Annotated in this window: 22 protein-coding genes; 11 read left to right on the top strand and 11 right to left on the bottom strand. The window is 66.2% G+C overall.

The features are described 5' to 3' along the window. Positions 1-15: 15 nt before the first annotated feature. Positions 16-1,296, bottom strand: coding sequence for an aspartate kinase (locus T8S45_RS00930; RefSeq protein WP_229658052.1), 1,281 nt, complete (start codon positions 1,294-1,296; stop codon positions 16-18). 50 nt (positions 1,297-1,346) lie between these two features. Here T8S45_RS00930 and ubiG point away from each other — a divergent pair, with 50 nt between their 5' ends. Next, the gene (gene ubiG, locus T8S45_RS00925) at positions 1,347-2,081 is read left to right on the top strand and encodes a bifunctional 2-polyprenyl-6-hydroxyphenol methylase/3-demethylubiquinol 3-O-methyltransferase UbiG (protein WP_322294328.1); all 735 of its coding nucleotides are present in this window, start codon (positions 1,347-1,349) and stop codon (positions 2,079-2,081) included. On the opposite strand, the gene T8S45_RS00920 is transcribed toward ubiG, so the two are convergent. Together T8S45_RS00920 and T8S45_RS00915 are read right to left on the bottom strand one after the other, a co-directional pair. Beyond that, positions 2,078-3,142, bottom strand: a complete 1,065-nt coding sequence (locus T8S45_RS00920) for a glycerophosphodiester phosphodiesterase family protein (protein WP_407654920.1) — start codon at positions 3,140-3,142, stop codon at positions 2,078-2,080. The genes ubiG and T8S45_RS00920 overlap by 4 nt on opposite strands. Next, a complete protein-coding gene (locus tag T8S45_RS00915) occupies positions 3,124-3,465 on the bottom strand; it encodes an ArsC family reductase (RefSeq protein ID WP_322294326.1) in 342 nt (113 codons plus the stop codon). The genes T8S45_RS00920 and T8S45_RS00915 overlap by 19 nt, the downstream gene beginning before the upstream one ends. 56 nt (positions 3,466-3,521) lie before the next feature. On the opposite strand from T8S45_RS00915, the gene aroC reads away from it, so the two are divergent. Further along, positions 3,522-4,598 carry a chorismate synthase gene (gene aroC / locus T8S45_RS00910; protein ID WP_322294325.1) on the top strand — a complete coding sequence of 359 codons (1,077 nt, stop codon included), beginning with the start codon at positions 3,522-3,524 and terminating at the stop codon, positions 4,596-4,598. On the opposite strand, the gene T8S45_RS00905 is transcribed toward aroC, so the two are convergent. Further along, positions 4,592-5,188: a CPBP family intramembrane glutamic endopeptidase gene (locus T8S45_RS00905; RefSeq protein WP_322294324.1), complete on the bottom strand. Its 597-nt coding sequence runs from the start codon at positions 5,186-5,188 to the stop codon at positions 4,592-4,594. The two genes, aroC and T8S45_RS00905, sit on opposite strands and share 7 nt — an antisense overlap. Before the next feature lie 347 nt (positions 5,189-5,535). Here T8S45_RS00905 and ahpC point away from each other — a divergent pair, with 347 nt between their 5' ends. The 4 genes from ahpC (at position 5,536) to T8S45_RS00885 (ending at position 11,166) form a co-directional block, all read left to right on the top strand. Further along, a complete protein-coding gene (gene ahpC / locus T8S45_RS00900) occupies positions 5,536-6,102 on the top strand; it encodes an alkyl hydroperoxide reductase subunit C (RefSeq protein WP_322294323.1) in 567 nt (188 codons plus the stop codon). Positions 6,103-6,377: 275 nt separating this feature from the next. Then, the gene (ahpF, locus tag T8S45_RS00895) at positions 6,378-7,967 is read left to right on the top strand and encodes an alkyl hydroperoxide reductase subunit F (RefSeq protein WP_322294322.1); all 1,590 of its coding nucleotides are present in this window, start codon (positions 6,378-6,380) and stop codon (positions 7,965-7,967) included. Between the two features lie 242 nt (positions 7,968-8,209). After that, positions 8,210-10,426, top strand: coding sequence for a catalase/peroxidase HPI (gene katG / locus T8S45_RS00890; protein WP_322294321.1), 2,217 nt, complete (start codon positions 8,210-8,212; stop codon positions 10,424-10,426). Between the two features lie 146 nt (positions 10,427-10,572). Further along, positions 10,573-11,166, top strand: a complete 594-nt coding sequence (locus tag T8S45_RS00885; RefSeq protein WP_322294320.1) for a phage tail protein — start codon at positions 10,573-10,575, stop codon at positions 11,164-11,166. A gap of 9 nt (positions 11,167-11,175) precedes the next feature. Here T8S45_RS00885 and T8S45_RS00880 read toward each other — a convergent pair whose 3' ends face one another. The 3 genes from T8S45_RS00880 to T8S45_RS00870 are packed head-to-tail and all read right to left on the bottom strand — an operon-like array spanning position 11,176 to position 13,587. Beyond that, positions 11,176-11,736 (bottom strand): Smr/MutS family protein, encoded by a 561-nt coding sequence (locus T8S45_RS00880; protein ID WP_322294319.1) that lies wholly within the window; start codon positions 11,734-11,736, stop codon positions 11,176-11,178. Next, complete coding sequence (gene mltA, locus T8S45_RS00875) at positions 11,733-12,902, bottom strand: murein transglycosylase A (protein WP_322294318.1); 1,170 nt, start codon at positions 12,900-12,902, stop codon at positions 11,733-11,735. The genes T8S45_RS00880 and mltA overlap by 4 nt, the downstream gene beginning before the upstream one ends. Before the next feature lie 7 nt (positions 12,903-12,909). Continuing rightward, entirely contained in the window at positions 12,910-13,587 is a 678-nt protein-coding gene (locus T8S45_RS00870; RefSeq protein WP_322294317.1) for a Tim44/TimA family putative adaptor protein, read from the bottom strand. 277 nt (positions 13,588-13,864) lie between these two features. On the opposite strand from T8S45_RS00870, the gene secB reads away from it, so the two are divergent. The 4 genes from secB (at position 13,865) to T8S45_RS00850 (ending at position 17,903) form a co-directional block, all read left to right on the top strand. Beyond that, positions 13,865-14,395: a protein-export chaperone SecB gene (gene secB / locus T8S45_RS00865; RefSeq protein WP_322294316.1), complete on the top strand. Its 531-nt coding sequence runs from the start codon at positions 13,865-13,867 to the stop codon at positions 14,393-14,395. A gap of 33 nt (positions 14,396-14,428) precedes the next feature. Beyond that, complete coding sequence (gene murJ / locus T8S45_RS00860) at positions 14,429-16,012, top strand: murein biosynthesis integral membrane protein MurJ (RefSeq protein ID WP_322294315.1); 1,584 nt, start codon at positions 14,429-14,431, stop codon at positions 16,010-16,012. A 4-nt stretch (positions 16,013-16,016) separates the two neighbouring features. Next, positions 16,017-17,027, top strand: coding sequence for a tryptophan--tRNA ligase (gene trpS / locus T8S45_RS00855; protein ID WP_322294314.1), 1,011 nt, complete (start codon positions 16,017-16,019; stop codon positions 17,025-17,027). 165 nt (positions 17,028-17,192) lie between these two features. Beyond that, a complete protein-coding gene (locus T8S45_RS00850) occupies positions 17,193-17,903 on the top strand; it encodes a DUF4136 domain-containing protein (RefSeq protein ID WP_322294313.1) in 711 nt (236 codons plus the stop codon). 48 nt (positions 17,904-17,951) lie between these two features. Here T8S45_RS00850 and T8S45_RS00845 read toward each other — a convergent pair whose 3' ends face one another. The 3 genes from T8S45_RS00845 to T8S45_RS00835 are packed head-to-tail and all read right to left on the bottom strand — an operon-like array spanning position 17,952 to position 20,526. After that, positions 17,952-18,278 (bottom strand): hypothetical protein, encoded by a 327-nt coding sequence (locus T8S45_RS00845; RefSeq protein ID WP_322294312.1) that lies wholly within the window; start codon positions 18,276-18,278, stop codon positions 17,952-17,954. Positions 18,279-18,292: 14 nt separating this feature from the next. Then, positions 18,293-18,739: a dUTP diphosphatase gene (gene dut / locus T8S45_RS00840; RefSeq protein ID WP_188641227.1), complete on the bottom strand. Its 447-nt coding sequence runs from the start codon at positions 18,737-18,739 to the stop codon at positions 18,293-18,295. Further along, complete coding sequence (locus tag T8S45_RS00835; protein ID WP_322294311.1) at positions 18,736-20,526, bottom strand: bifunctional phosphopantothenoylcysteine decarboxylase/phosphopantothenate synthase; 1,791 nt, start codon at positions 20,524-20,526, stop codon at positions 18,736-18,738. The genes dut and T8S45_RS00835 overlap by 4 nt, the downstream gene beginning before the upstream one ends. Positions 20,527-20,694: 168 nt before the next feature. On the opposite strand from T8S45_RS00835, the gene T8S45_RS00830 reads away from it, so the two are divergent. Next, the gene (locus T8S45_RS00830) at positions 20,695-21,096 is read left to right on the top strand and encodes a hypothetical protein (protein ID WP_322294310.1); all 402 of its coding nucleotides are present in this window, start codon (positions 20,695-20,697) and stop codon (positions 21,094-21,096) included. Here the strand turns inward: T8S45_RS00830 and T8S45_RS00825 are convergent. Further along, entirely contained in the window at positions 21,093-22,190 is a 1,098-nt protein-coding gene (locus T8S45_RS00825) for a hypothetical protein (protein WP_322294309.1), read from the bottom strand. The two genes, T8S45_RS00830 and T8S45_RS00825, sit on opposite strands and share 4 nt — an antisense overlap. Positions 22,191-22,210 lie beyond the last annotated feature (20 nt).

Here is a 22,210-nt window from a genome sequence, read left to right as displayed (position 1 = left end):
GGGCGCCGAATGCGCTCAGGCGTCCTCGTCGCTCGCATCGAGCCCGTAGGCGGTGTGAAGCACGCGCACCGCGAGCTCGGTCTCGTCCTCGTCGATCATCACGCTGACCTTGATCTCGCTGGTCGAGATCGCCTGGATGTTGATCCCGCGCTCGGCGAGGCTGCGGAACATGTCCGCCGCGACGCCGGCATGGCTCTTCATCCCCACCCCCACGACCGAGATCTTGGCGATCCGGTTGTCGGTGATGATGCGGTTGTAGCCGATGTCGTCGCGCTTCGATTCGAGAATCGCCTGCGCGCGCGGCAGATCGTTCTGCGGCACGGTGAAGGTGACGTCGGTCTCGCCCTTGTCGCGGCCGACATTCTGGATGATCATGTCGACATTGATCGATGCCTCGGCCAGCGGGGCGAAGATATGCGCGACCGCGCCGGGCTTGTCCGGCACGCGGGTGAGGATGATCTTGGCCTCGTTCTTGTCGTGCGCGATGCCGGTGACGACTTGCCGTTCCATGCCGTGGGCCTTCCTGATCTCTTCCATTTCACTATCGTCGACGATGAGCGTGCCGGGCAGCTCGTCCGCCGGGGTCGCATCGTCGTCGATGAAGCTCGAGAGGACCTGCACCCGCACGCCCTCCTTCATCGCCAGCCCGACCGAGCGCGTCTGGAGCACCTTGGCTCCGACGCTCGCGAGTTCGAGCATTTCCTCGTAGGTCACCGCCTTCAGCTTGCGCGCCTTGGCGACGATCCGCGGATCGGTGGTGTAGACCCCGTCGACATCGGTGTAGATGTCGCAGCGCTGCGCACCGATCGCCGCCGCTATCGCGACCGCGGTCGTGTCCGATCCGCCCCGCCCCATCGTGGTGACGCGGCCTTCCTCGGACACGCCCTGGAAGCCGGGGATCACCGCTATCTCGCCCGCCGCCATCGAGGCGTTCAACCCCTCGACGTCGAGGCTGTCGATCTTGGCGTTCGAATAACTGTCGAAAGTGCGGATCGGCAATTGCCAGCCGAGCCAGCTGCGCGCCTCGCAGCCGAGCGCACGCAGCGTCAGCGCGAGCAGGCCTGCGGTGACCTGTTCGCCGCTCGACACCACCACGTCGTATTCGGCCGGGTCGAACACGGGGTTGGCCTCACGGCAGAAATTGACCAGCCGGTCGGTCTCGCCCGCCATCGCCGAGACCACGACCGCGACCTCGTGGCCCGCAGCCTGCTGGCGGCGCACGATATTGGCGACGCGGCGCACGCGCTCGGTCCCCGCCATCGAGGTGCCGCCGAATTTCATCACGATACGCGCCAAGGCGGGTTTCCTTGCTGGTGCCGGTCGAAAGCGGCTGTTACGGAGCGAGCATGAGCGATGCAAGCACCGCAACGATCCGCGAACACGAAGCCGCGCATTTCGGCCGGCTCGCGAAGGAGTGGTGGGACCCCAAGGGATCCTCCGCCATGCTCCACAAGCTCAATCCCGTCCGGCTCGAATACATTCGCGAGGCGATCGACCTGCACTGGGCGGGCGACACCCGCCAATTGAAGCCGCTGGCGGGTCGCCGCGCGCTCGATATCGGCTGCGGCGCGGGGCTGTTGTGCGAACCGCTCGCGCGGATGGGCGCCGAGGTGACCGGCGTCGACGCCGCGCCCGAGAACATCGCCGCGGCGCGTGAGCACGCCGGCAGGATGGGGCTCGATATCGATTACCGCGCGGGCGAGATCGGCAAGGCGGGGCTCGGCACGTTCGATCTCGTCACCTGCCTCGAAGTGGTCGAACACGTCGCCGGCAAGACCGCTTTCCTCGCGCAGGCCGCGGCCTGCCTCGCGCCGGGGGGCCTGATGATCGTCTCGACCCCCAACCGCACCGCGCAATCGCGGTTGCTGATGGTCGGCGCGGCCGAAGCGATCGGCCTGATCCCGCGGGGCACGCACGACTGGGACGATTTCGTCACCCCCGAGGAACTCGGCGAGCTGCTCGAAAGCGTCGGCCTGGCGATGGACGAGCCCAAAGGCATCGCCTTCGGCCCGAACAAGGGCCTCCACCTGTCGGACGATCTCTCGCTCAACTACATCGCGACGGCGCGCCGCGCCGACTAGTTGCGCAGCGCCGCCCGCGCGGCGATCGCTTCCGCGACATTGTCGGTGAAGATCGCGTCGGCTCCCGCACGGCCGAGCAACGCCCACAGCGTCGCGAAATTGCCGTTCGCGGCCGGATCGTCGCCGCTTTGCAACGGGGCGGGCAGGAAGGCGTTCTCGGCTCGCGCAGTCCAGGCATGGACATCGAGCCCGGCGGCCTTGGCGCGCGCGGCCAAATCGGTCGTCGTGCCGTCGGCTGCCACCAGCAGCGTCGCCTCGACCCCGATCGCGCTGGCATAGCGCGCGATCTGCGCCAGCCCCGGATCGGACAGGAATTGCGCATAGGAGAGCTGCGGCGCATCGGCCGGGCCGCCCTCGGCCGAAAGCAATTGCACGCGGCGGTAATCGATCCCCATTTCGCGCCCGCGGAACATCACCTGTGTCAGCGCGGTCGGCTCGAAACTCTGGATGTAGACCGGGTCGTCGGCGGTGTAGCCCGCGCCCTTGAGCGTCGCGAGCAGCGCATCGACGGGCGCGAGGCCGAGCGCATCGAAATAGCTCCCGTGCTTGATCTCGGGATAGAGCCCGACCAGCCGCCCGGTCGCGGCCTCCTTGGCGCGCGCCAGCGCGATGATCTCGGCCAGGGTGGGGATTTCGAACTGCCCGTCGTATTCGGTGTTGGCGGGGCGGATTGCGGGCAGGCGCTCCTTCGCGCGCAGCGTCTTCAGCTCGGCGAGCGTGAAATCCTCGGTGAACCAGCCGGTCACCTCGACCCCGTCGATCGTCTTGGTGGTGCGACGGTCGGCGAATTCGGGATGGTCGGCGACGTCGGTGGTGTCCGAAATCTCATTCTCGTGCCGCGCGACGAGCACCCCGTCCTTCGTGGGCACGAGATCGGGCTCGATATAGTCGGCGCCCTGCTCGATCGCGAGTTCGTAGGCCGCCAGCGTGTGCTCGGGCCGGTCCCCGCTCGCCCCGCGATGCGCAATGATCACCTGCGCCTGCGCTGGAACGGGTAGCGGCAGCGCAGCGACCAACGCGGCAAAAACCAGAAGGAACCGGGTCACAGCGCCGCGTCCCATTCGTCCGGTTTGAACCCGACCAGCACGCCGCCCGCGTGTTTGACCACCGGGCGCTTGATCATCGACGGGTGCGCCACCATCAGCGCGATCGCTTTCTCGCGGTCGATGCCTTCCTTTTCCGCATCGTCGAGCTTGCGGAACGTGGTGCCGCGCTTGTTGAGCAGCACCTCCCATCCGACCGCATCGGTCCAGCCGACGAGCTTGCCCGCGTCGACGCCTTCCTTCTTGTAATCATGGAACGTGTAGTCGCGCCCTTCCGCCTCGAGCCACTTGCGGGCCTTCTTGACGGTGTCGCAGTTCGGGATGCCGTAGACGTCGATCATGCCACCGGTCCTAACAGCGTGGACATGCGCGCGAAAGCGCGACAGTGCTGTGTGGCATGAGCTTCAACACTTTCGGTCACATGCTCCGCGTCACCACCTGGGGGGAAAGCCACGGGCCCGCGATCGGCTGCGTGGTCGACGGGTGCCCGCCGCGCATCGCGCTGAGCGAGGCCGACATCCAGCCCTTCCTCGATGCGCGCCGTCCGGGCCAGTCGCGCCACACCACCCAGCGGCGCGAACCGGATGCGGTGCGAATCCTGTCGGGCGTGTTCGAAGGGAAGACGACGGGCACACCGATTTCGCTGGTGATCGAAAATGTCGACCAGCGTTCGAAGGACTATTCGAAGCAGGCCACCACCTATCGCCCCGGCCACGCCGATTACGCCTACGACGCCAAATACGGGATCCGCGATCATCGCGGCGGTGGGCGCTCTTCGGCGCGCGAAACCGCAATGCGGGTCGCGGCAGGGGCAATCGCGCGCAAGATCTCAAGCGAGGTTGAGCTAACCACCTATCTCTGCGAACTCGGCGGCGATGCGATCGACCGCGCGGCGTTCGACCCGCAAGCCATTAACCACAACGATTTCTTCTGCCCCGATCCGGCCGCCGCCGAACGCTGGGCCGCGATGATGGACGCGGCGCGGCGCGAAGGGGATTCGCTGGGCGCGGTGGTCGAATGCGTCGCCACCGGCGTGCCCGCCGGCTGGGGCTCACCGGTCTATGCCAAGCTCGACGCCGAGATCGCGCACGCGATGATGGGGATCAACGCTTCGAAAGGCGTCGAGATCGGCGATGGCTTTGCCGCCGCGCGGCTCAGGGGCAGCGAGAATGCCGATGCCATGCGGCCCGGCGAGGATGGCCCCGATTTCGCGAGCAACCATGCCGGCGGCACCGCGGGCGGGATCGCCACCGGGCAGCCGGTGGTCGCCCGCGTCGCGTTCAAGCCCACCAGCTCGATCCGCACCCCCGTCGCGACCATCGATTCATCCGGCGCAGAGGCCGAGATCTCGACCACCGGACGGCACGACCCATGCGTCGGCATCCGCGCGGTCCCGGTGGTCGAGGCGATGATGGCGCTGGTCCTCGCCGACCAGAAATTGCTGCACCGCGCGCAAATGGGCGAGACTCAATAAATCCCCAGGTAGAGCCGCGAAATGCCCCAGACGTCGATCAGGGCATGGGCCAGCATGGGAATGAACAGGTTGCGCGTGCCCCCGCGATAGAACAGCCAGCCGAGCACCGCGCCGGTCAGGCCGACGATCAGCATGCCCGACACGCCCTGTTCCGAATGCGGAAGCGCGAACACCACCCCGCCTAGGATCACCGCGATCGCGCGCATCAGCCAGGTGTCGCCGATGAGGGCGGTGACCTGGTGGAGGAAGAAGCCGCGATAGACGATCTCCTCCGCGATCATCGCGCTGATGAATGCACCGGCCAGCAGTTTGAGCGCCAGGTCCAGATTGCCCTTGAGCGCGCCATAGGCGGAATAATCGGTTTCGACGCCGGCCAGCTCCTCGACGATCGGGGACACCACCTGCCCGATGCCCAGCGCGACGATCGCCCAGCCGACCACGGCCCAACCGATGATCGGTAGCAGGCGCCGCTTGCCAAGACCGACCGCTTCGAGGCTGCCGGTCTCGAGCCAGACGATCACCAGTGCCAGCGCCGCGAACAGCGGGACCTTCCACGGAAAGGCGATCGGAGCGAGAATTGCCGCGCTCATCAATGCGATGGTGACGAGAATGCGAATGGCCGGATTGGCCAGAAACGATACGAAGCGACCCTGTTGGATTTCATCCTCCCATGAACTTTTCCAGATCGGATCGGGGGCTTACCAGCCACCGCCGGCTGATCAAGCCGAGGTCCGAACGTCGGTCGATCGTGCTCTACTTCCGGTCGATCGGAACGCACTGTGGAACGCAACCAACACGCCGTTGTTGTTTCCATAAGTTCCATTTAGGCGATCGATTATTCCGATGCTCGCAATCGCATCATATCGCTTTTGTGCATCGCAGCATTGCCTATCTCGGACACACGATTTTCACCCCGAACATACGGAGAATCAATATAATGGGTATCATCGGATCGCAGATCAAACCGTTCAAGGCGACCGCCTTCCAGGCCGGCAAGGACTTCTTCGAGGTCACCGACGAGGACGTGCGCGGCAAGTGGGCCGTGTTCTTCTTCTACCCGGCCGACTTCACCTTCGTCTGCCCGACCGAGCTCGAGGACATGGGCGAGAAGTACGAGATGCTCCAGAATATGGGCGTAGAAGTCTACGGCGTCTCGACCGACACGCATTTCAGCCACAAGGCCTGGCACGACACGTCCGAGCGCATCGGCAAGCTCACCTTCCCGTTCCTCGGCGACCAGCTCCACACGCTCGCGAAGAACTTCGACGTGCTGCGTGAAGACATGGGCCTCGCCGACCGCGCGACCTTCGTCGTCGATCCCGACGGCGTGATCCAGATCATGGAACAGACCTGCGAAGGCGTCGGCCGCAATGCCAACGAACTGACTCGCAAGATCAAGGCGGCGCAGTATGTGCGCAACAACCCCGGCCAGGTCTGCCCGGCCGCATGGGAAGAAGAAGACGAGACGCTGAGCCCCTCGCTCGACCTCGTCGGCAAGATCTAAGGCGTATGCGTGAGGGGCGGGTCGCAATTCGGCTCGCCCCTTGCCTCACCGGTAGAGTCTTTGTCCGGCTTAAGCCGGTGCGGTCTGGCATCCGCCAGACCTCGGTGCCGGCCCGACTCCCCCTCCCAACCACCCGATCATTCTCCGATACTGTATCGGGTGGTTGGGAGGGGGAGTCGGGCTGGAGCCGCAAGCCTTCGACGGATGTCGAAGGCGCACCCAACAAAGACTCTGCCGTCTTTTCCTCCCCTCTCTATAAACTCAGGATTTCCCGCATGCTCGACCCGTCGATGAAGGACCAGCTCAAGACCTATCTCGCCAATCTGCGCGAGCCGATCGAGCTCGTCGCGTCGCTGGGCGATGGGGCGAAATCCGACCAGACGCGCGAACTGCTCGAGGAAATCGCCGCGCTCCACGAGGATGTGAGCGCGAGCTTCGACGGGACCGACGATCGCAAGCCGAGCTTCGTCGTTCGCCGTGCCTCCGACGCGACTCGCTGGGTCCGCTTCGCCGGGCTCCCGCTCGGCCACGAATTCACCTCGCTGGTGCTCGCGCTGCTGTGGGCCGGCGGCCACCCGCCCAAGGTCGAGCAGGAAACACTCGAGGCGATCCGCGCGCTCGAAACCGATTACGCGTTCGAGATGTATTTCTCGCTCAGCTGCCACAACTGCCCCGATGTTGTGCAGGCGCTCACGCTGATGGCGTTCGAGAACCCGCGCATCACCGCGACGCTGATCGAGGGCGGCACGTTCAAGGACGAGGTCGAGGCGCGCGACATCATGGCGGTGCCCGCGACCTTCCTCAACGGTGAGAGCTTCTACAACGGCAAGATGGCGCTCGACGACGTGCTGGCGAAGCTCGACACCGGCAGCGAGGCGCGCGCCGCGGAAAAGCTCTCCGCCAAGGACGCGTTCGACGTGCTCGTGCTGGGCGGCGGCCCGGCCGGTGTCGCAGCGTCGATCTATACCGCGCGCAAGGGGTTTGCGACCGGCATCGCCGCCGAACGCTTCGGCGGACAGTTGCAGGACACGCTCGGGATCGAGAACCTTCCCGGCACGCTCTACACCGAAGGCCCCAAGCTCGCCGACGAGCTCGGCCGGCAGGTGAACGAGAACGGCATCGACCTGATGGACCGCGCGATCGCCAAGAAGCTCATTCCCGCCGCGGAGAAAGGCGGCCTCCACACGCTCGAACTCGAAAACGGCGCGACGCTGCAGACCCGCGCTTTGATCCTCGCCACCGGCGCCCGCTGGCGCGCGCTCGGCGTGCCGGGCGAGCAGGAATACCGCAACAAGGGCGTGGCCTATTGCCCGCATTGCGACGGCCCGCTGTTCAAGGGCAAGCGCGTCGCGGTGATCGGCGGCGGCAATTCCGGCGTCGAGGCGGCGATCGACCTCGCCAAGATCGTCGAGCACGTCACGCTGGTCGAATTCGACAAGGCGCTGCGCGCCGACGAGGTGCTGCAGAACAAGCTCCGCAGCCTCTCGAATGTCGCAACCCTCGTCAATGCGCAGACGACCGAGATCACCGGCGCGAACGGCAAGGTCGACGGCTTCGTCTACAAGGACCGCGAGAGCGAAGAGGAACATCGCGTCGATGTCGCCGGCGTGTTCGTGCAGATCGGGCTCGTTCCCAACACCGAATGGCTCAAGGACGGCGCGCTCGAGCTCAACCGCTTCGGCGAGATCGAGACCGACGAAAGCGGTCGCACCAACCTGCCCGGCGTATTCGCCGCGGGCGATTGCACCGACGAGCCCTACAAGCAGATCGTCGTGTCGATGGGTGCAGGCTCGGCCGCAGCGCTCTCGGCCTTCGATTACCTCGTCCGCCACGCCCCCGCCGACGAGGTCGCCGAAGCGGCCTGATTTCCGACCTTCACCGACCGCAAGAGCGCGCCTCCGCATACCGCGGGGGGCGCGCTTTTTCGTGCGCCACGGCAAGGCTCGATTGATCGATAGAAACGCTGAATCGCCTCTGATTGATTAAAACGTTCAAAGTCATCGGAACGCATGGCTTCGCGGCGGCGTCGCAAAAGCGTAGCGTGCCGCCATGAAATGATCGGGGAGGACCGCAACGAGTCGTCCCTGCAAGAGAGGAGAGACCCATCATGGATGCCAAGACCGGATCGATCGAAGGCTGCCCGTTCGGCGGCAGCGGCGAAATGCGGAGCCTGTTCGGCCGCACCAATCGCGACTGGTGGCCCGACCAGCTGCAGCTCGACATTCTCACCACCGAGGGTCGCAGCGCCGACCCGATGGGCGACGATTTCGATTACGCCGAGGCCTTCAACGCGCTCGACTACAAGGCGCTCAAGCAGGACCTCACCGACCTGATGACCGACAGCCAGCCCTGGTGGCCGGCCGATTACGGGCATTACGGCCCGTTCTTCATCCGCATGGCGTGGCACGCGGCGGGCACCTATCGCACCGGCGACGGACGCGGCGGCTCGTCGAGCGGTCAGCAGCGCTTCGCCCCGCTCAATAGCTGGCCCGACAACGGCAACCTCGACAAGGCGCGCCGCCTGCTGTGGCCGATCAAGCAGAAATACGGCAAGCACATCAGCTGGGCCGACCTCTTCATCCTCACCGGAAACGTCGCGATCGAATCGATGGGTGGCCCGGTGTTCGGATTCGGCGGCGGCCGAGCCGATGTCTACGAACCCGAAACGACCTATTGGGGCACCGAGGAACAGTGGGTCGACGAAGGCGTCCCGACGCGCATCCATCCCGATGAGGGCCGCGCGCTCGAGAACCCGCTCGCGGCGATCCAGATGGGCCTGATCTACGTCAATCCCGAGGGCCCGGGCGGCAATCCGCACGATCCCGAAGGCATGGCGCGCGACATGCGCGAAACCTTCGCCCGGATGGCGATGAACGACGAGGAAACCGTCGCCCTGACCGCCGGCGGCCACGCCTTCGGCAAGTGCCACGGGGCCAAGCCCTCCGACACGTTCGGCGGTGCACCTGAAGGCGAGCACCTGCATCGCATGGGCTTCGGCTGGCTGACCGATCCCGAAGAGATCGAGAAGGGCCACATCACGACCTCGGGCATCGAAGGCCCGTGGACGCCAAACCCGACCGAGTGGGGCAACGACTATTTCCGCCTGTTGTTCAAGTACGAATACGAGCTCACCCAGAGCCCGGCCGGTGCGAACCAGTGGACCCCGATCGATCCCGAGGAAGCCGACATGGCGCCCGATGCGCGGGACCCGAACAAGAAGGTCCCGACGATCATGACCACCGCCGACATGGCGCTGAAGCGCGACCCGGAATATCGCAAGATTTCCGAACGCTTCCGCGACGACCAGGCGGCGCTCGACGACGCGTTCGCCCGCGCCTGGTTCAAGCTGTGCCACCGCGACATGGGTCCCAAGGTCCGCTATCTCGGCCCCGAAGTGCCCGAGGAAGACCTGATCTGGCAGGACCCAACGCCCGCCGGCACGCAGCCTTCCGGCAGCGCGGTATCGGACTTCAAGGCGAAGGTGCTCGACAGCGGGTTGTCGGTCTCCGAACTGGTCAAGGCGGCCTGGGCTTCGGCCTCGACCTATCGCAATTCGGATCATCGCGGCGGCGCCAACGGTGCCCGCGTGCGCCTCGCCCCGCAAAAGGACTGGGCGGTCAACGATCCCGACGAACTGTCGAAGGTCCTGTCGAAGCTCGACGAGCTGCGCGGCGACCTGTCGATGGCCGATGCGATCGTGCTCGCCGGTGCCGCGGCGATCGAGAAGGCGGCCAAGGATGGCGGCCATGACGTCAGCGTCGACGTGACCACCGGTCGCGGCGATGCCGGCGACGAGCACACCGATGCCGAGAGCTTCGAACCGCTCGAACCGTTCGCCGACGGGTTCCGCAACTACCTGAAGACCAAGGCTTCGGTGAAGACCGAGGACATGCTGATCGACCGCGCGCACCTGCTGGGCCTGTCGATCCCCGAATTGACCGCGCTGGTCGGCGGGATGCGGGCGTTGGGCGCCGTCAGCACCCACGCCAAGCACGGCAATTCGATCGGGGTCCTGACCGACCGCCCGGGCACGCTGTCGAACGACTTCTTCGTCAACCTGCTCGAAATGGGCACGGTGTGGGAAGTGGTCGACGAGAGCGGCGACGAGGAGTTCGTCGGCAAGTGCCGGATCAAGGGCGACGAGAAGTGGCGCGCGACGCGCACCGACCTCGTCTTCGGCTCGAACTCGCAATTGCGCGCGGTGGCCGAAACCTATGCCGAGAAAGGCGGCGAAGAGCGCATGGTGCGCGACTTCGTGAAGGCCTGGACCAAGGTGATGGACGCCGATCGCTTCGATCTGCGCTGCGCCAAGTATCACAAATAAGATTTGAAAATATCGTGAGCCAAGAAGCGCCGTCTCGTTATCGACGAGGCGGCGCTTCTATTATGGCAATTCGACAGTAACGATGTAATGTACTCCCGGGTCGGACAATGATACCTAAGGGGGGAAGCATGAAATATTTGAACGCAATGATGGGCGCCGCCGCGATGGCAGGAGCCGGGTTTGCCGCGTCTTCGGCAACCATGGGCCTCGATCCGTATCTCGGCGAAATCCAGCAGTTCGGCGGCAATTACTGTCCGCGCGGCTATGCGCCGACCAACGGGCAATTGTTGTCCATTTCGCAGAACAGCGCGCTCTTCTCGCTGCTCGGCACCACCTATGGCGGTGACGGCCGGACGACGTTCGCGCTGCCCGACCTGCGCGGACGCGCGATGGTAGGCGTCGGCAGGGGTAACGGGCTCGCGAACGATTATCGTTGGGGTGAGAAATTCGGTGTCGAAACGACGACTCTTACGACCAACAACCTGCCGTCGCACTCCCACTCTGCTACGCTGCGGGCGCAAAACGCCGCCGGTGTAAGCGACAACCCGGCCAACGGCCTGCTCGCCGACTTCCCGGATGGACAGCCGATCTATGCCGCCGGACCCGCCGACACGAACATGAATTCGGGCGCGATCCAAGTTGGCAATACCGGTGCGAACCAGCCGTTCAACAACCTGCAGCCTTCGATCGCGGTGACGACGTGCATTGCCATCACCGGAGTCTATCCGTCGCGCCCGTGAGGGGTGCCTTCAGCTCCTCCGGAGCACGATGTAGAGCGCACCGTCGCCCCCGTGGCGGCGGTGCGCCTTGCGTATGGCGGCAATGTCGGAGGCGTGACGGCCCGCCGCGAGCCAGTCGAGGATCTTTGCACGGATTGCGCCACGACGTGTACCGCGATCGGCCGGATCGACCGGGCGCGGCTTGCCGGTGACGACCAGCACCAGCCGCGCGCCCATCGCCTTGGCCTGCGCCAGCCCCTCATCGAGCCTGGTCCAGGCTGCATCGAGATTGTTGCCGTGCAGGTCGAGCGTGAAGTCGGGCGCGATCGAGGCGCGCGAAAGCTTGCGCTCCCACGAATTGTCGAGGCCGTGCTTCGCACCGAGTGGACGTTGCGGAGGAGGAGGTGGAGGAGGTGCGGGAGTTTGTTTGGGCGCCGGGCGCGCGATCGCCTCGATCGCCTTGTCCGGAGCCTTGCTCGGCGCATCGTCGGGCAGCTTCGGCCGCTTCCGGCCCGCCAGCGGCTCGACGCTCGCGGCCAGTTTCGCCCAGGCGCTCGCCTCGGCCTCGCTAAGTCCGCGCGGGGGTCTCACCGCGTTCCGCGGCGCTCGAGCGTGCCACGCGGCAGCAGGACATAGGCCTGGCCGCGTCCGCTCATCCCGCCGGCGATTTCGGCGGCGCGGTCGCCATTGCCCCAGAAGGTGTCGAACCGGTTGGGTCCCTTGATCGCCCCGCCGGTGTCCTGCGCCACCCACAGCCCGTCGGCGACGTCGCGGTCTAGGTCGAGCCAGACGGGTGCGCCGAGCGGGATATAGGCCGGATCGGTCGCGACGGTGTTGCCCTCCGTCACTTCGACCCCCATCGCCCCCACCGGCCCGGTCGAGATTTCGCGGAAGAAGATCCAGCTCTTGTTGAGCCGCATCAGCTCGCGGCCCTCCTCGGGATGTTCGCGCAGATAGCGGACAATGCCCTGCATCGACCCGGCATATTGCCCGGGCCCGTCGCCGAGCAGGCCGCGCTCGCGCATCACCCCGCCGATGCCGACATATTCGCGCCCGTTCTGCCCCGCATAGCCGATCCGCATGATCGATCCGTCGGGTGCGCGCAGCATGCCCGAGCCCTGGATCTGGAGGAAGAAGAACTCGATCGGGTCCTTGGCCCAGGCAATTTCGAGCCCGCGCCCTGCGAGCGCGCCGTCCTCGATCGCAGCGCGATCGTAATAAAGCTCGTATTCGCCCTGCTCGTTGATCCGCCCGAGCGGAGGGCGGCCCGTGCGTTCGCTTTCGGGCATGTCCTTGGGCCAGGCGCGGACGAGGTCGTCGGGCATCGCGTAGACCGGCACGTCGTAGCCCGGCAGCCGGGTTCGCGAGCCTTCGATCGACGGCTCGAAATAGCCGGTCGCGAAGGCGCGCCCGTCGCGCAATTGCGCGGTCTCGAAATGCTGGGTGAAGAATCGCGCCGCGTCATTGGCGGGCCAGGTAGCGGCAAGGTCGCACACGCCGCGCCATGCTGCCGGTTCGATCAGCCCGCTTGCATCCTCGCGCCGCAGCAATTGCGGACATGAGGCGCGGAACGCGACAAGCGCGCCGCGCGCGTCCTCATCGGTGAAGGACAGTGTGCGGATATCGGGCCCGCGCGAGATTTCGGCGGCGACTCCGGGCGGCGGCAGGTCTTCGGGTTCGGGGACGATCTGGCCGCAACCGGCCAGCAGCGCCGCGGCACCGAACAGCGAAAGACGGCGCAACGCGGTCGCGAGCATGGCGGGATCAGCCCTGGTCGGTTTCGTCGAGCAGCCAGTCGGGATTGCTCGAGGTCACGTCGCGGCTGAAGGTCCACAAATCGACGCTTTCGACCGCATCGTCGAGCGACCCGGCAATCACGTTGCCGTCCTTGTCGCGAGTCACCGCCGCGATATCGGCGGTGAAGCGGATCGTGATCCGCGCCAGCGGAGCCATGAAATCGGCCCCGGTGATTGCCGTTTCCTCGATCCGGATCAGCTTGTTGTCGAGCTTTTCGCCCGCTTTCTCGCGCGCGTCGATCGCGCCGGCGAAGCTGGCATAGACATCGTCGTCGCACAGTTCGCGCAGCTCTTCCTTGTCGCCGCGCCAGAACGCTTCGAGCACCATCGTGTAAGCGCCCTTGGCCCCTTCGAGGAACGCGATCGGATCGAACCGGCGATCGGCCGCGGCGATCGCGCGCAGGCCGCGCTCGACACCCGGAGGGAAGGCCGCGAATTCGCGATCGGCGATCGCGGTCTGCGGCTGGCTCGCCGACCGCACGGTCGTGGCCGGACGCAATTGCGTTGCCGCTTCGTCGCGCTGGTCGGTTCGCGGACGCGGGGCCATCGGTTCTTCCTCATGCTCGGCGCGGTCGCCCAGCACGGAATAGAGGCGCAGGCCCAGAAAGGCCGCAATCATGGCGAGGATGATGATCGATAAGGTCACAGGGTTCTCGTTAGCCAGTCATGCCCACCCCTTGCAAGGCGAGCGTTGCATCTTGATCTAGGTATCAGACCTTTCCCTAACAACGGCTGACCGGACGAAAAGAGCCCGGAAGAAGCTCAATCTCACCGAATCGCACCCAGATCGCATCGCGAACCGATGATAGATTGCCGCCACAGCGCCGCAGTGCTAGGCGCGCGGCTCGCGCCGAGCGGGTGAATCTGCCGCAAGCTTCGTCCCCCGGCCCCATATTTATGCCTTAGCAGAGAGAATACCCATCATGGCCGACGAAGAAGGCGTCCTGACCGACCTCGACAACAACGATGCCGCGCCCAACGGCGCCGACAACCAGCCGCAGGTCAGCTTCCTGTCGCAGTACATCAAGGATCTCTCGGTCGAGAATCCGAACGCGCCCAAGAGCTACCAGCTCAACGAACAGCCTTCGGTCGACGTGCAGTTCAACATCGCCGCGGACAAGGTCGGCGACGACGTAACCGAAGTCAGCCTCAAGGCGATGCTGACGGCCAAGGCCGGCGACACCACGCTTTACATCATCGACGTGACCTATGCCGGCCTGATCGGCATTCGCAACCTGCCCGAGGAACAGGCGCACGCCTTCACCTTCGCCGAGGCGCCGCGGATCCTGTTCCCGTTCGTGCGCCGCGTGGTCGCCGATGCGGTCCGTGACACCGGCTATCCGCCGATGCTGCTCGAACCGATCGACTTCAACCAGCTCTACATCCAGCAGATGCAGGCGCGCCAGAACCAGGGCGAAGCGGGTGGCAACACCCCTCCGACCCCGCAGTTCTGACCGGCAGATGATCTCGCGGCTGGGCCGTCGCGCATGAGCCTGCTCAAGAACGTCGGCACGATCGGCGGGTTGACCATGGTCAGCCGTATCGCCGGCATGGCGCGCGAGATGATCTTCAGCCGCGTGCTCGGCGCCAATGCGGTGACCGACGCGTGGTTCCAGGCGTTCATCATCCCGAACGTCTTCCGTAGGCTGTTCGCCGAGGGCGCGTTCTCGGCCGCCTTCGTTCCGATGTTCTCCAAGCGGCTGCACGGGCCGGAGAACATGGAGCAAGGTCTCGAGGACGCGCGCAGCTTCTCCAACGCGGTGCTGAGCGTCTTCCTGCCGGTGCTGATCGCGCTCTGCGCGCTGTTCGAACTCGCGATGCCGGGCGTGATCTGGGTGCTCGCCGACAAGCCGGTCGATCCGCAGAATTTCGCCATCGCGGTCGATTTCGCGCGGATCATGTTCCCCTATATCGTGCTGGTGAGCCTGGTGACCCTGTTCACCGGCATGCTCAATTCGGTGAGTCGTTTCGCGCCCGGGGCAAGCTTCCCGATCATCCTCAACCTGGTGCTGATCGGTGCGCTGCTCGGCGGCGAATGGCTGATCGACAATCGCGGCTACGACATGGTCGAGGTGACCTATGGCGTCGCCTGGGCGGTCACCTTCGGCGGCGTGATCCAGCTCGCCTGGCTCTATTACTGGAGCCGGGTCGAGGGCTTCCGGCCGAGGCTGATGTGGCCGAAGATCACGCCCGAGGTGAAGCGCCTCTCGATCATCGCATTGCCCGCGGCGATCGGCGGCGGCGCCTACCAGATCAACACGCTGGTCCAGCTCTACTTCCTCAACCAGATCGGAAGCGGCTCGGTCAGCTACATGAACTACGCCGACCGGCTGAACCAGCTGCCGCTCGGCATCATCGGGATCGCGCTGTCGACCGCGATCCTGCCGACGCTGTCGCGGTTCGTCGGCAGCAAGAACACCGAGGGCGCCGACCGCATCCAGTCCGACGCGATCGAGCTCTCGATGCTGCTGACGATCCCGGCGGCGGTCGCGCTGGCGATCTGCGCGACTCCGTTCGTCACCATGATCTTCCAGGGCGGTCGGTTCGACCTTGCCGATGCCGCCGCCACCGGCGAGGTGCTCGCCGCGCTGGTGCTCGGCCTGCCTGCCTTCGTTCTGGTGAAGGTGCTGGTGCCCAATTTCTACGCCCGCTCGGACACGCGCACGCCGGTCTACGCCGCGTTCATCTCGCTGACCGTGTTCGTAGCGCTCAACTTCGCGGTGATGACCGAATACGGCGTGGTCGGCGTGGCCTATGCCAGCGTGGTCGGCGCGTGGATCAACGTGATCTTCCTGTACATAGTGCTCGTGAAGCGCGGCTATTATGCGATTCCCTTGCCGCTGGTCGGGCGGATCGCGCGCCAGCTGGTTGCCGCCGCGGCGATGGGCGTTGCCTTGTGGTTCGCGCGCGATTTGCTAACCGGCTGGTTCTCCGCCGGCCTGTTCGCGCGGCTCGGCGCCCTGCTGGCGCTCGTCGCCGCCGCTGCGGTAGTCTATTTCGGCGTCGCCTTCGCGGTCGGCGCCATCGACAGGCAGCGCATCGCTGCCCTTACCAAGAAGAAAGCTCCCTGATCCCATGCGCGTAGTTTCCGGCATCCAGCCCACCGGCCAATTGCATCTCGGCAATTACCTGGGGGCGATCCGCAACTGGGTCGCGATGCAGGATTCGGGCGAGTTCGGGGACCTGCTCTATTTCGTCGCCGACCTTCACGCGATCAGCCTGCCGCACGATCCCAAGGCACTGCGCGACGGCACACTCGAAATCGTCGCCGCGCTGATCGCCTGTGGGCTCGATCCGGACAAGGTCACGCTGTTCAACCAGGCGCAGGTCCCGCAGCACGCCGAGCTGCAATGGCTGTTGAACGGCACCGCGCGGATGGGCTGGCTCAACCGCATGACGCAGTGGAAGGACAAGGCGGGCAAGAACCGCGAGGGCGCCTCGATCGCGCTCTTCGCCTATCCGGTGCTGCAGGCCGCCGACGTGCTGCTCTACCAGGCGACGCACGTGCCGGTGGGAGAGGACCAGAAGCAGCATCTCGAGTTGGCGCGCGACATCGCGCAGAAGTTCAACAACGACTTCGCCAGCGAAGACGCGCCGGTCTTCACGCTGCCCGATCCGATCATTCCCGAAGCGACCGCGCGGATCATGTCCCTGCGTGACGGATCGAAAAAGATGAGCAAGTCGGACCCTTCCGAAGCGAGCCGGATCAACCTCGCCGACGATGTCGACACGATCGCGCAGAAGATTCGCAAGGCGAAGACCGATCCCGAACCGCTGCCGAGCGAGGTCGCGGGACTGGCGGATCGTCCCGAGGCGGCAAACCTCGTCGGGATCTATGCCGCGATGGCGGGGACTTCGACCGCGGCGGTGCTCGCCGAACATGGCGGCCAGGGATTCGGCCAGTTCAAGCCCGCGCTGGGCGAATTGCTGGCCGCGAAGCTGGGGCCGATCACCGCGCGCTTCCGCGAGTTGAAGGACGATCGCACCGCGCTCGACACCGTGCTCGCAAAGGGGTCGGAAAAGGCGCGCGCGCTGGCGGTGCCGACGCTCGACGCCACCTACAAGGCATTGGGTCTGGTGCGCTAAACCCCTGCGAATGTGCAACAATTGATATAGTTGCTATTCAAAACCCATTCAGCCGCGCTGCGCTAGAACGCTTTCCATGCTAAAGACAGTTTCGTGCCCGGCGCGCCTGCCATCAAGTCAGGCTGCGATAGGGGGGCCGGACTGCGTTCTTTCGGAGACGTTACGATGACCATGATTTCTGCCAACAAATGGGGCCGCGCGCTGAAACTGGCTGCCACCCCGATCCTGCTCGCGAGCCTTGCCGCCTGCGCCGCCACGCCGTTTCGTTCGGATGTGACGCGATTCCAGTCGCAGCTGCCCGCGCCGCAGGGTGAAACCTTTGCCGTCGTCAGCGACGATCCGGCGTTGCAGGGTGGGCTCGAATTCTCGCAATATGCCCAGTTCGTCTCCGACCAGATGCAGCGGCTCGGGTACACGCCCGCCGCAAGCGCCGAGGACGCGACGCTCGTCGTACGCTTCGGCTACGGCGTCGACGACGGGCGCACCGTGCTGCGCCGCACCGGGTTCCGCGATCCCTACTGGGATAGCTGGAGCCGCTTCGGACCGCGCTACCGCGCCGTGCGCCTGCGCTCTGGCCGGATCGCCTATGTCCCGACCCGCCGCTGGGGCTATGGCTGGCGCGACCCGTTCTGGGGTCGCGACGACGTGGTCTCGACCACGGTCTATACCAGCGACATCGAGCTCAAGATCGACGATGGCGAAACCGGCGAGCGCCTGTTCGAAGGCCGCGCCGAAGCCGCCTCGCAATCGAAGCGCCTGCAATATCTCGTGCCCAACCTCGTCGAAGCGATGTTCACCGATTTCCCCGGCAATACGGGCGAGACCGTGCGCATCTCGGTCCGGCCCGAGGACATGCCGGTCAAGCCGCGCCGCTGATCGGGCGCAGCCAACCTTCCCCTGACTGGGCGGGCCTCCGGGTCCGCCCTATTTTTTTGTCTCGCCGCGGCGCGCGGCCCTGATCCCCGCGACCGGGACCGCGATCGCGACCGAGCCGAGCAAGAAGGCGCCAGGCACTGCGAGCATCGGCTGCGCCGCGCGGGTACCCATCGCGTAGTCGAGCCAGTCGAGCGCGTGATTGCCGAGGAAGATTCCCGCCACCAGCAGGACGAAGCAGAGCAGCCAGCTGCGCCAGTCGGTCGGTCCCCAGCCCGTGCGGCGCGAGACCATCCGCAGCAGCCGGTCGGAAAGCCACACGAGGATAAGGATCCAGGCGAGCAGCAGGACCAGCGTAATAAGCGACATGCCGAGCATGGCGCGACGCTAGCCTAGACTCCGGTCGAACCGAAGCCCCCTTCGCCGCGCTCGGTCTCTGACAACGTGTCGACCTCCTGCCATTCGGCGAGGGTGACGGGCGCGAGCACCAGTTGCGCGATCCGTTCTCCGCGCGCGATCACGAACGGCTCATCGCCGTGATTGATCATGATGACCTTCAGCTCGCCGCGATAGTCGCTGTCGATCGTGCCGGGCGTGTTGGGCACGCTGACGCCGTGCTTCAGCGCGAGGCCCGAACGCGGGCGGACCTGGATTTCGTAGCCGTGCGGAATCGCCATCGAGAGCCCGGTCGCGACCGCGTGGCGCTTGCCCGGTTCGAGCACGACATTCTCGGCCGAGACCACGTCCATCCCCGCCGCGCCGTCGGTGGCGTAGCGCGGCAGCGGCAAGCCTTCTCCATGGTCGAGCCGCTTGAGTTCGACCGGTACGCGCTTGCTCATGCTTCGATCTCCGCCGGGGCCCCGAGCGCCTGCGCGATCCGCGCGACCAGTTCGCGGCCGACCGCGCCCTTGGGCATCCTTTCGAGCCGCTCGACCGATTCGGAGGTCACGATCGTGACCGCGTTGTCGTCTCCATCCATCGCCCCGCCGGCGTCGGACACATCGTTGGCGACGATCCAGTCGGCCCCCTTGCGCTTGCGCTTGGCCTTGGCGTTATCGAGCACCGCATCGGTCTCCGCCGCAAAGCCGACCAGCAGCGGCGGCTTGTCGGGCGAGGTCGCGAGCCAGGCGAGGATATCGGGATTTTCCTCGAGGATCAGCGCGGGCGGTGCGGCCGAATGTTTCTTGATCTTGGAATCGTGGATCGTCTTGGCGCGCCAGTCGGCCACCGCGGCGACCATCACCGCGGCATCGGCGGGCAGCGCCTTCTTGACCGCGTCCTTCATCTCGACCGCGCTTTCGACGTCGATCCGGTCCACCCCGAGCGGGGTCGGCAGCGAGACCGGACCCGCCACCAGCGTGACCCGCGCGCCCGCGGCGGCGGCGGCGGCGGCGATCGCGAAGCCCTGCTTGCCCGAACTCCGGTTGGACAGGAAGCGCACCGGGTCGATCGCCTCGCGGGTCGGCCCGGCTGTCACGACGATATGCTTGCCGAACAGCGGGCGATGCGCGGGATCGGTGTCGAAGGTCCCTTGCCCTTCGAGCGGGTTGTAGAAGCCTTCTTCGCCCGGGAGCGGCTGCGGGGCCTGGTCGCCCGCGCCGGTCTGCACCAGGTGGTTGATCGCGGCGGCATCGGTCGGCGGGGCCGAGCGCGCCTTGCCCTTGGTGACGACCAGCCCGCCGAGCGGACCGCCATCGTCGCCGCTCGCGGCGAAACCGGGCGGCAGCGCGTGCGGATCGTAATCCTCTTCCTCGATCTCGGGCTCGGGAAGGTCCTCCCACTCGGCATCGTCCTCGTCGAGCATGCCGAACCCGGGATCGGGATCGTGGTCGGGCTCGTCGCCACGATCGGGCTCGACCGGCTTGTTGCGCCGGATCAGCGAGCTGAGCAGCCCGCCGAGGCCGCCACCGTGGCTTTCCTCCTCTTCGGGCTCTTCCTCGTCGAATTCGACCTCGAAGCTCTCTTCCTCGACGTCTTCGACCAGCGCTTCGGGCGCGTCCTGCGCGACCTTGGGCAGCGCGGGAACGGGGGCGGGCTGCGGTACCGCCGGCGGCAGCATCGGCGTTTCGTCCGAATGCGGGTAGCCGAACTGGTCGGCAAGGCTGTTCCAGATATCGACCGGTTCGGGCAGGCGGCCCGCACCGAATTCGCCGCACGCCATCGGACCCTCGCCCGGATCGATCACGCCGACCCCCGCTTCGCGCAGCCGCTCGACATTGCGCTGGGTCGCGGCGTGTTCCCACATCCGCACGTTCATCGCGGGCACGACAACGACCGGCTTGTCGGTGGCGAGCAGCAAGGTGGTGGCGAGATCGTCGGCGATCCCGGCGCTCATCTTCGCCAGCAGGTCGGCCGTGGCGGGGCAGACGACGATGAGGTCGGCTTCGCGAGAGAGCTCGATATGTCCCATCTCGCTTTCGCGCTTCAAATCCCACAACGAGGTATAGACCGGGTTTTCCGAGAGCGCCGCGAGCGTCATCGGGGTGACGAACTGGCTCCCGCCCTCGGTCAGCACGCAGGTGACCGAGCCGCCCTGCCGCCGGATCATGCGCACCAGCTCGCACGCCTTGTAGGCCGCGATACCGCCGCCGATCACGAGCAGGATCTTCGGGCTGCCCTCGCTCATGCGCGCTGCCCCGTGAAACCCATCCTGCGAGAATTGTCGGCCCATGCGTTCATAACCGCGCTTGCTAGCGTCCCCCGCCCCACTATTCCAGCGCCCAATATTCCGGCACATTGCCACGCCGCGCCCGATGGGCCACGGTAAAGACCGACCATCGGGAGACTAGATTACATGCGGCTCATCCTAACCTTCCTCATCGTTGCGGCAGCCATAATCGACTTGGTTATCGGAATCGGGTTCTTCCTTAACCCGGTCTCCGCGGGGAGCGATTTCGGCCTGGTTCCCGCGGGCGAGCAGGGCCGCGCTGTGCTCCGCGCGGACATGACCGCCTTTTTCATCACCGCCGCGATCTTCATGGTGTGGGGCGCGTGGAAGCGGCGCGGCGACCTGCTGCTGGTGCCGATCGCGCTGTTCGGCGTCGCCTTCATCGGGCGTGGGCTGAGCGCCGTCGTTGACGGGACCTACGAAGGCTGGTGGCTCCCGATGCTGGTCGAGGCCGCGCACGTGATCGTGCTCGCCTATGCCCGGCTGGCGCTGCCGCACCACCGGGTCGAGGAAACCGGCGAAGCCTAGGCGACGCTAGGAAACGCGCTGCGCCAGAGCGAGCGTAACGCCATCGGGGCCATCGCCAGCCCTGCGAACATCGCCGGGGCGACGACCATGCCCCAGTAGAAGTTCTCGTTGCGCCCCGCGATCATGAAGGCGAGGCCGTAGCCGAGCGAGAAGAACGTGAGCGTGCGTCCCGCGGGGCTTTTCCACCCCGCCCAGCCGAGGATCATCAGGAACACCAGCGGTCCGGCGAGAGAATGCGGCAACCAGCGCAGGTTCGACGACAGCACCACATTGCCGATCCAGCCCTGCAGCCCGCGCAGCGTCAGCCACGACGGACCGACCGGATCGCCCGGGCGCACCAGCCCCGCGATGATGTGCAGGTGGATCAGCAGCGCGATCGCGAAGAGGATCGCCAGCGCGCTCCACGCCGCGCCTTCCTTCCAGTCGCGCCGCCAGAATGCCATCGCGCCGAGGAGTAGCACCACCGGCAGCACCGTCTCGCGGATCGCCAGCGCAAGCGCCAGCACGGCGAGCGACCAGCCCCAGCGCCCCGGCCGGTGCAGCCCCAGCGCCAGCGCGACCAGCAGCCCCGCCCACAGCTCGTGCATGGCAAAGAAATAGCGCGCGAGGCCAAGCGAGACGCCGACCAGTACCAGCGCGCTCCCGACGAGGCGGAAGTTCTCTCCCCCGGGTTCGTCGTCGAAGCGGCACCACCACGCCCACACCGTCAGCGCCATCAGCGCCAGCCCGATCGGCACCATGCCCCCGTCGCCGACAAGGGCGAGGATATAGGCGAGCGTCGGAAGCCGAACGGCGAGGCCGGGTTGCAGGGGGAACGGCAGCTTGCGGTGTTCCTCGGCGATGACGTCGTAATACTGCTCGCCGCCGCGCAACCGCTCGACCACGTTGTCGTAGAGCGTGAGGTCGTCGTCGCGCGGACGCTCGGGATTGTCGCCGGTTAGCGAGGGAACGTCGGCCGCCTCGCCGGTCTTCGAATTGGGCGACGGGGTCAGCGCCGCGAGCGCGAGCACCAGCACGACCGCGAACAGCAGCAGCCGCGCCGGACCCTTGCGCCAATGCGCGAAGCGATCCCAACCCGGTGCCTTGTCCGTCATGCCCCTCCCCCGAAGCGCGT

Source organism: Pseudoblastomonas marina (genome assembly GCF_034374265.1).
GTDB lineage: Bacteria > Pseudomonadota > Alphaproteobacteria > Sphingomonadales > Sphingomonadaceae > Alteriqipengyuania_A > Alteriqipengyuania_A marina.
The sequence above is the reverse complement of the archived record's forward strand: the minus strand, read 5'-3'. Positions and strand labels throughout refer to the sequence as shown.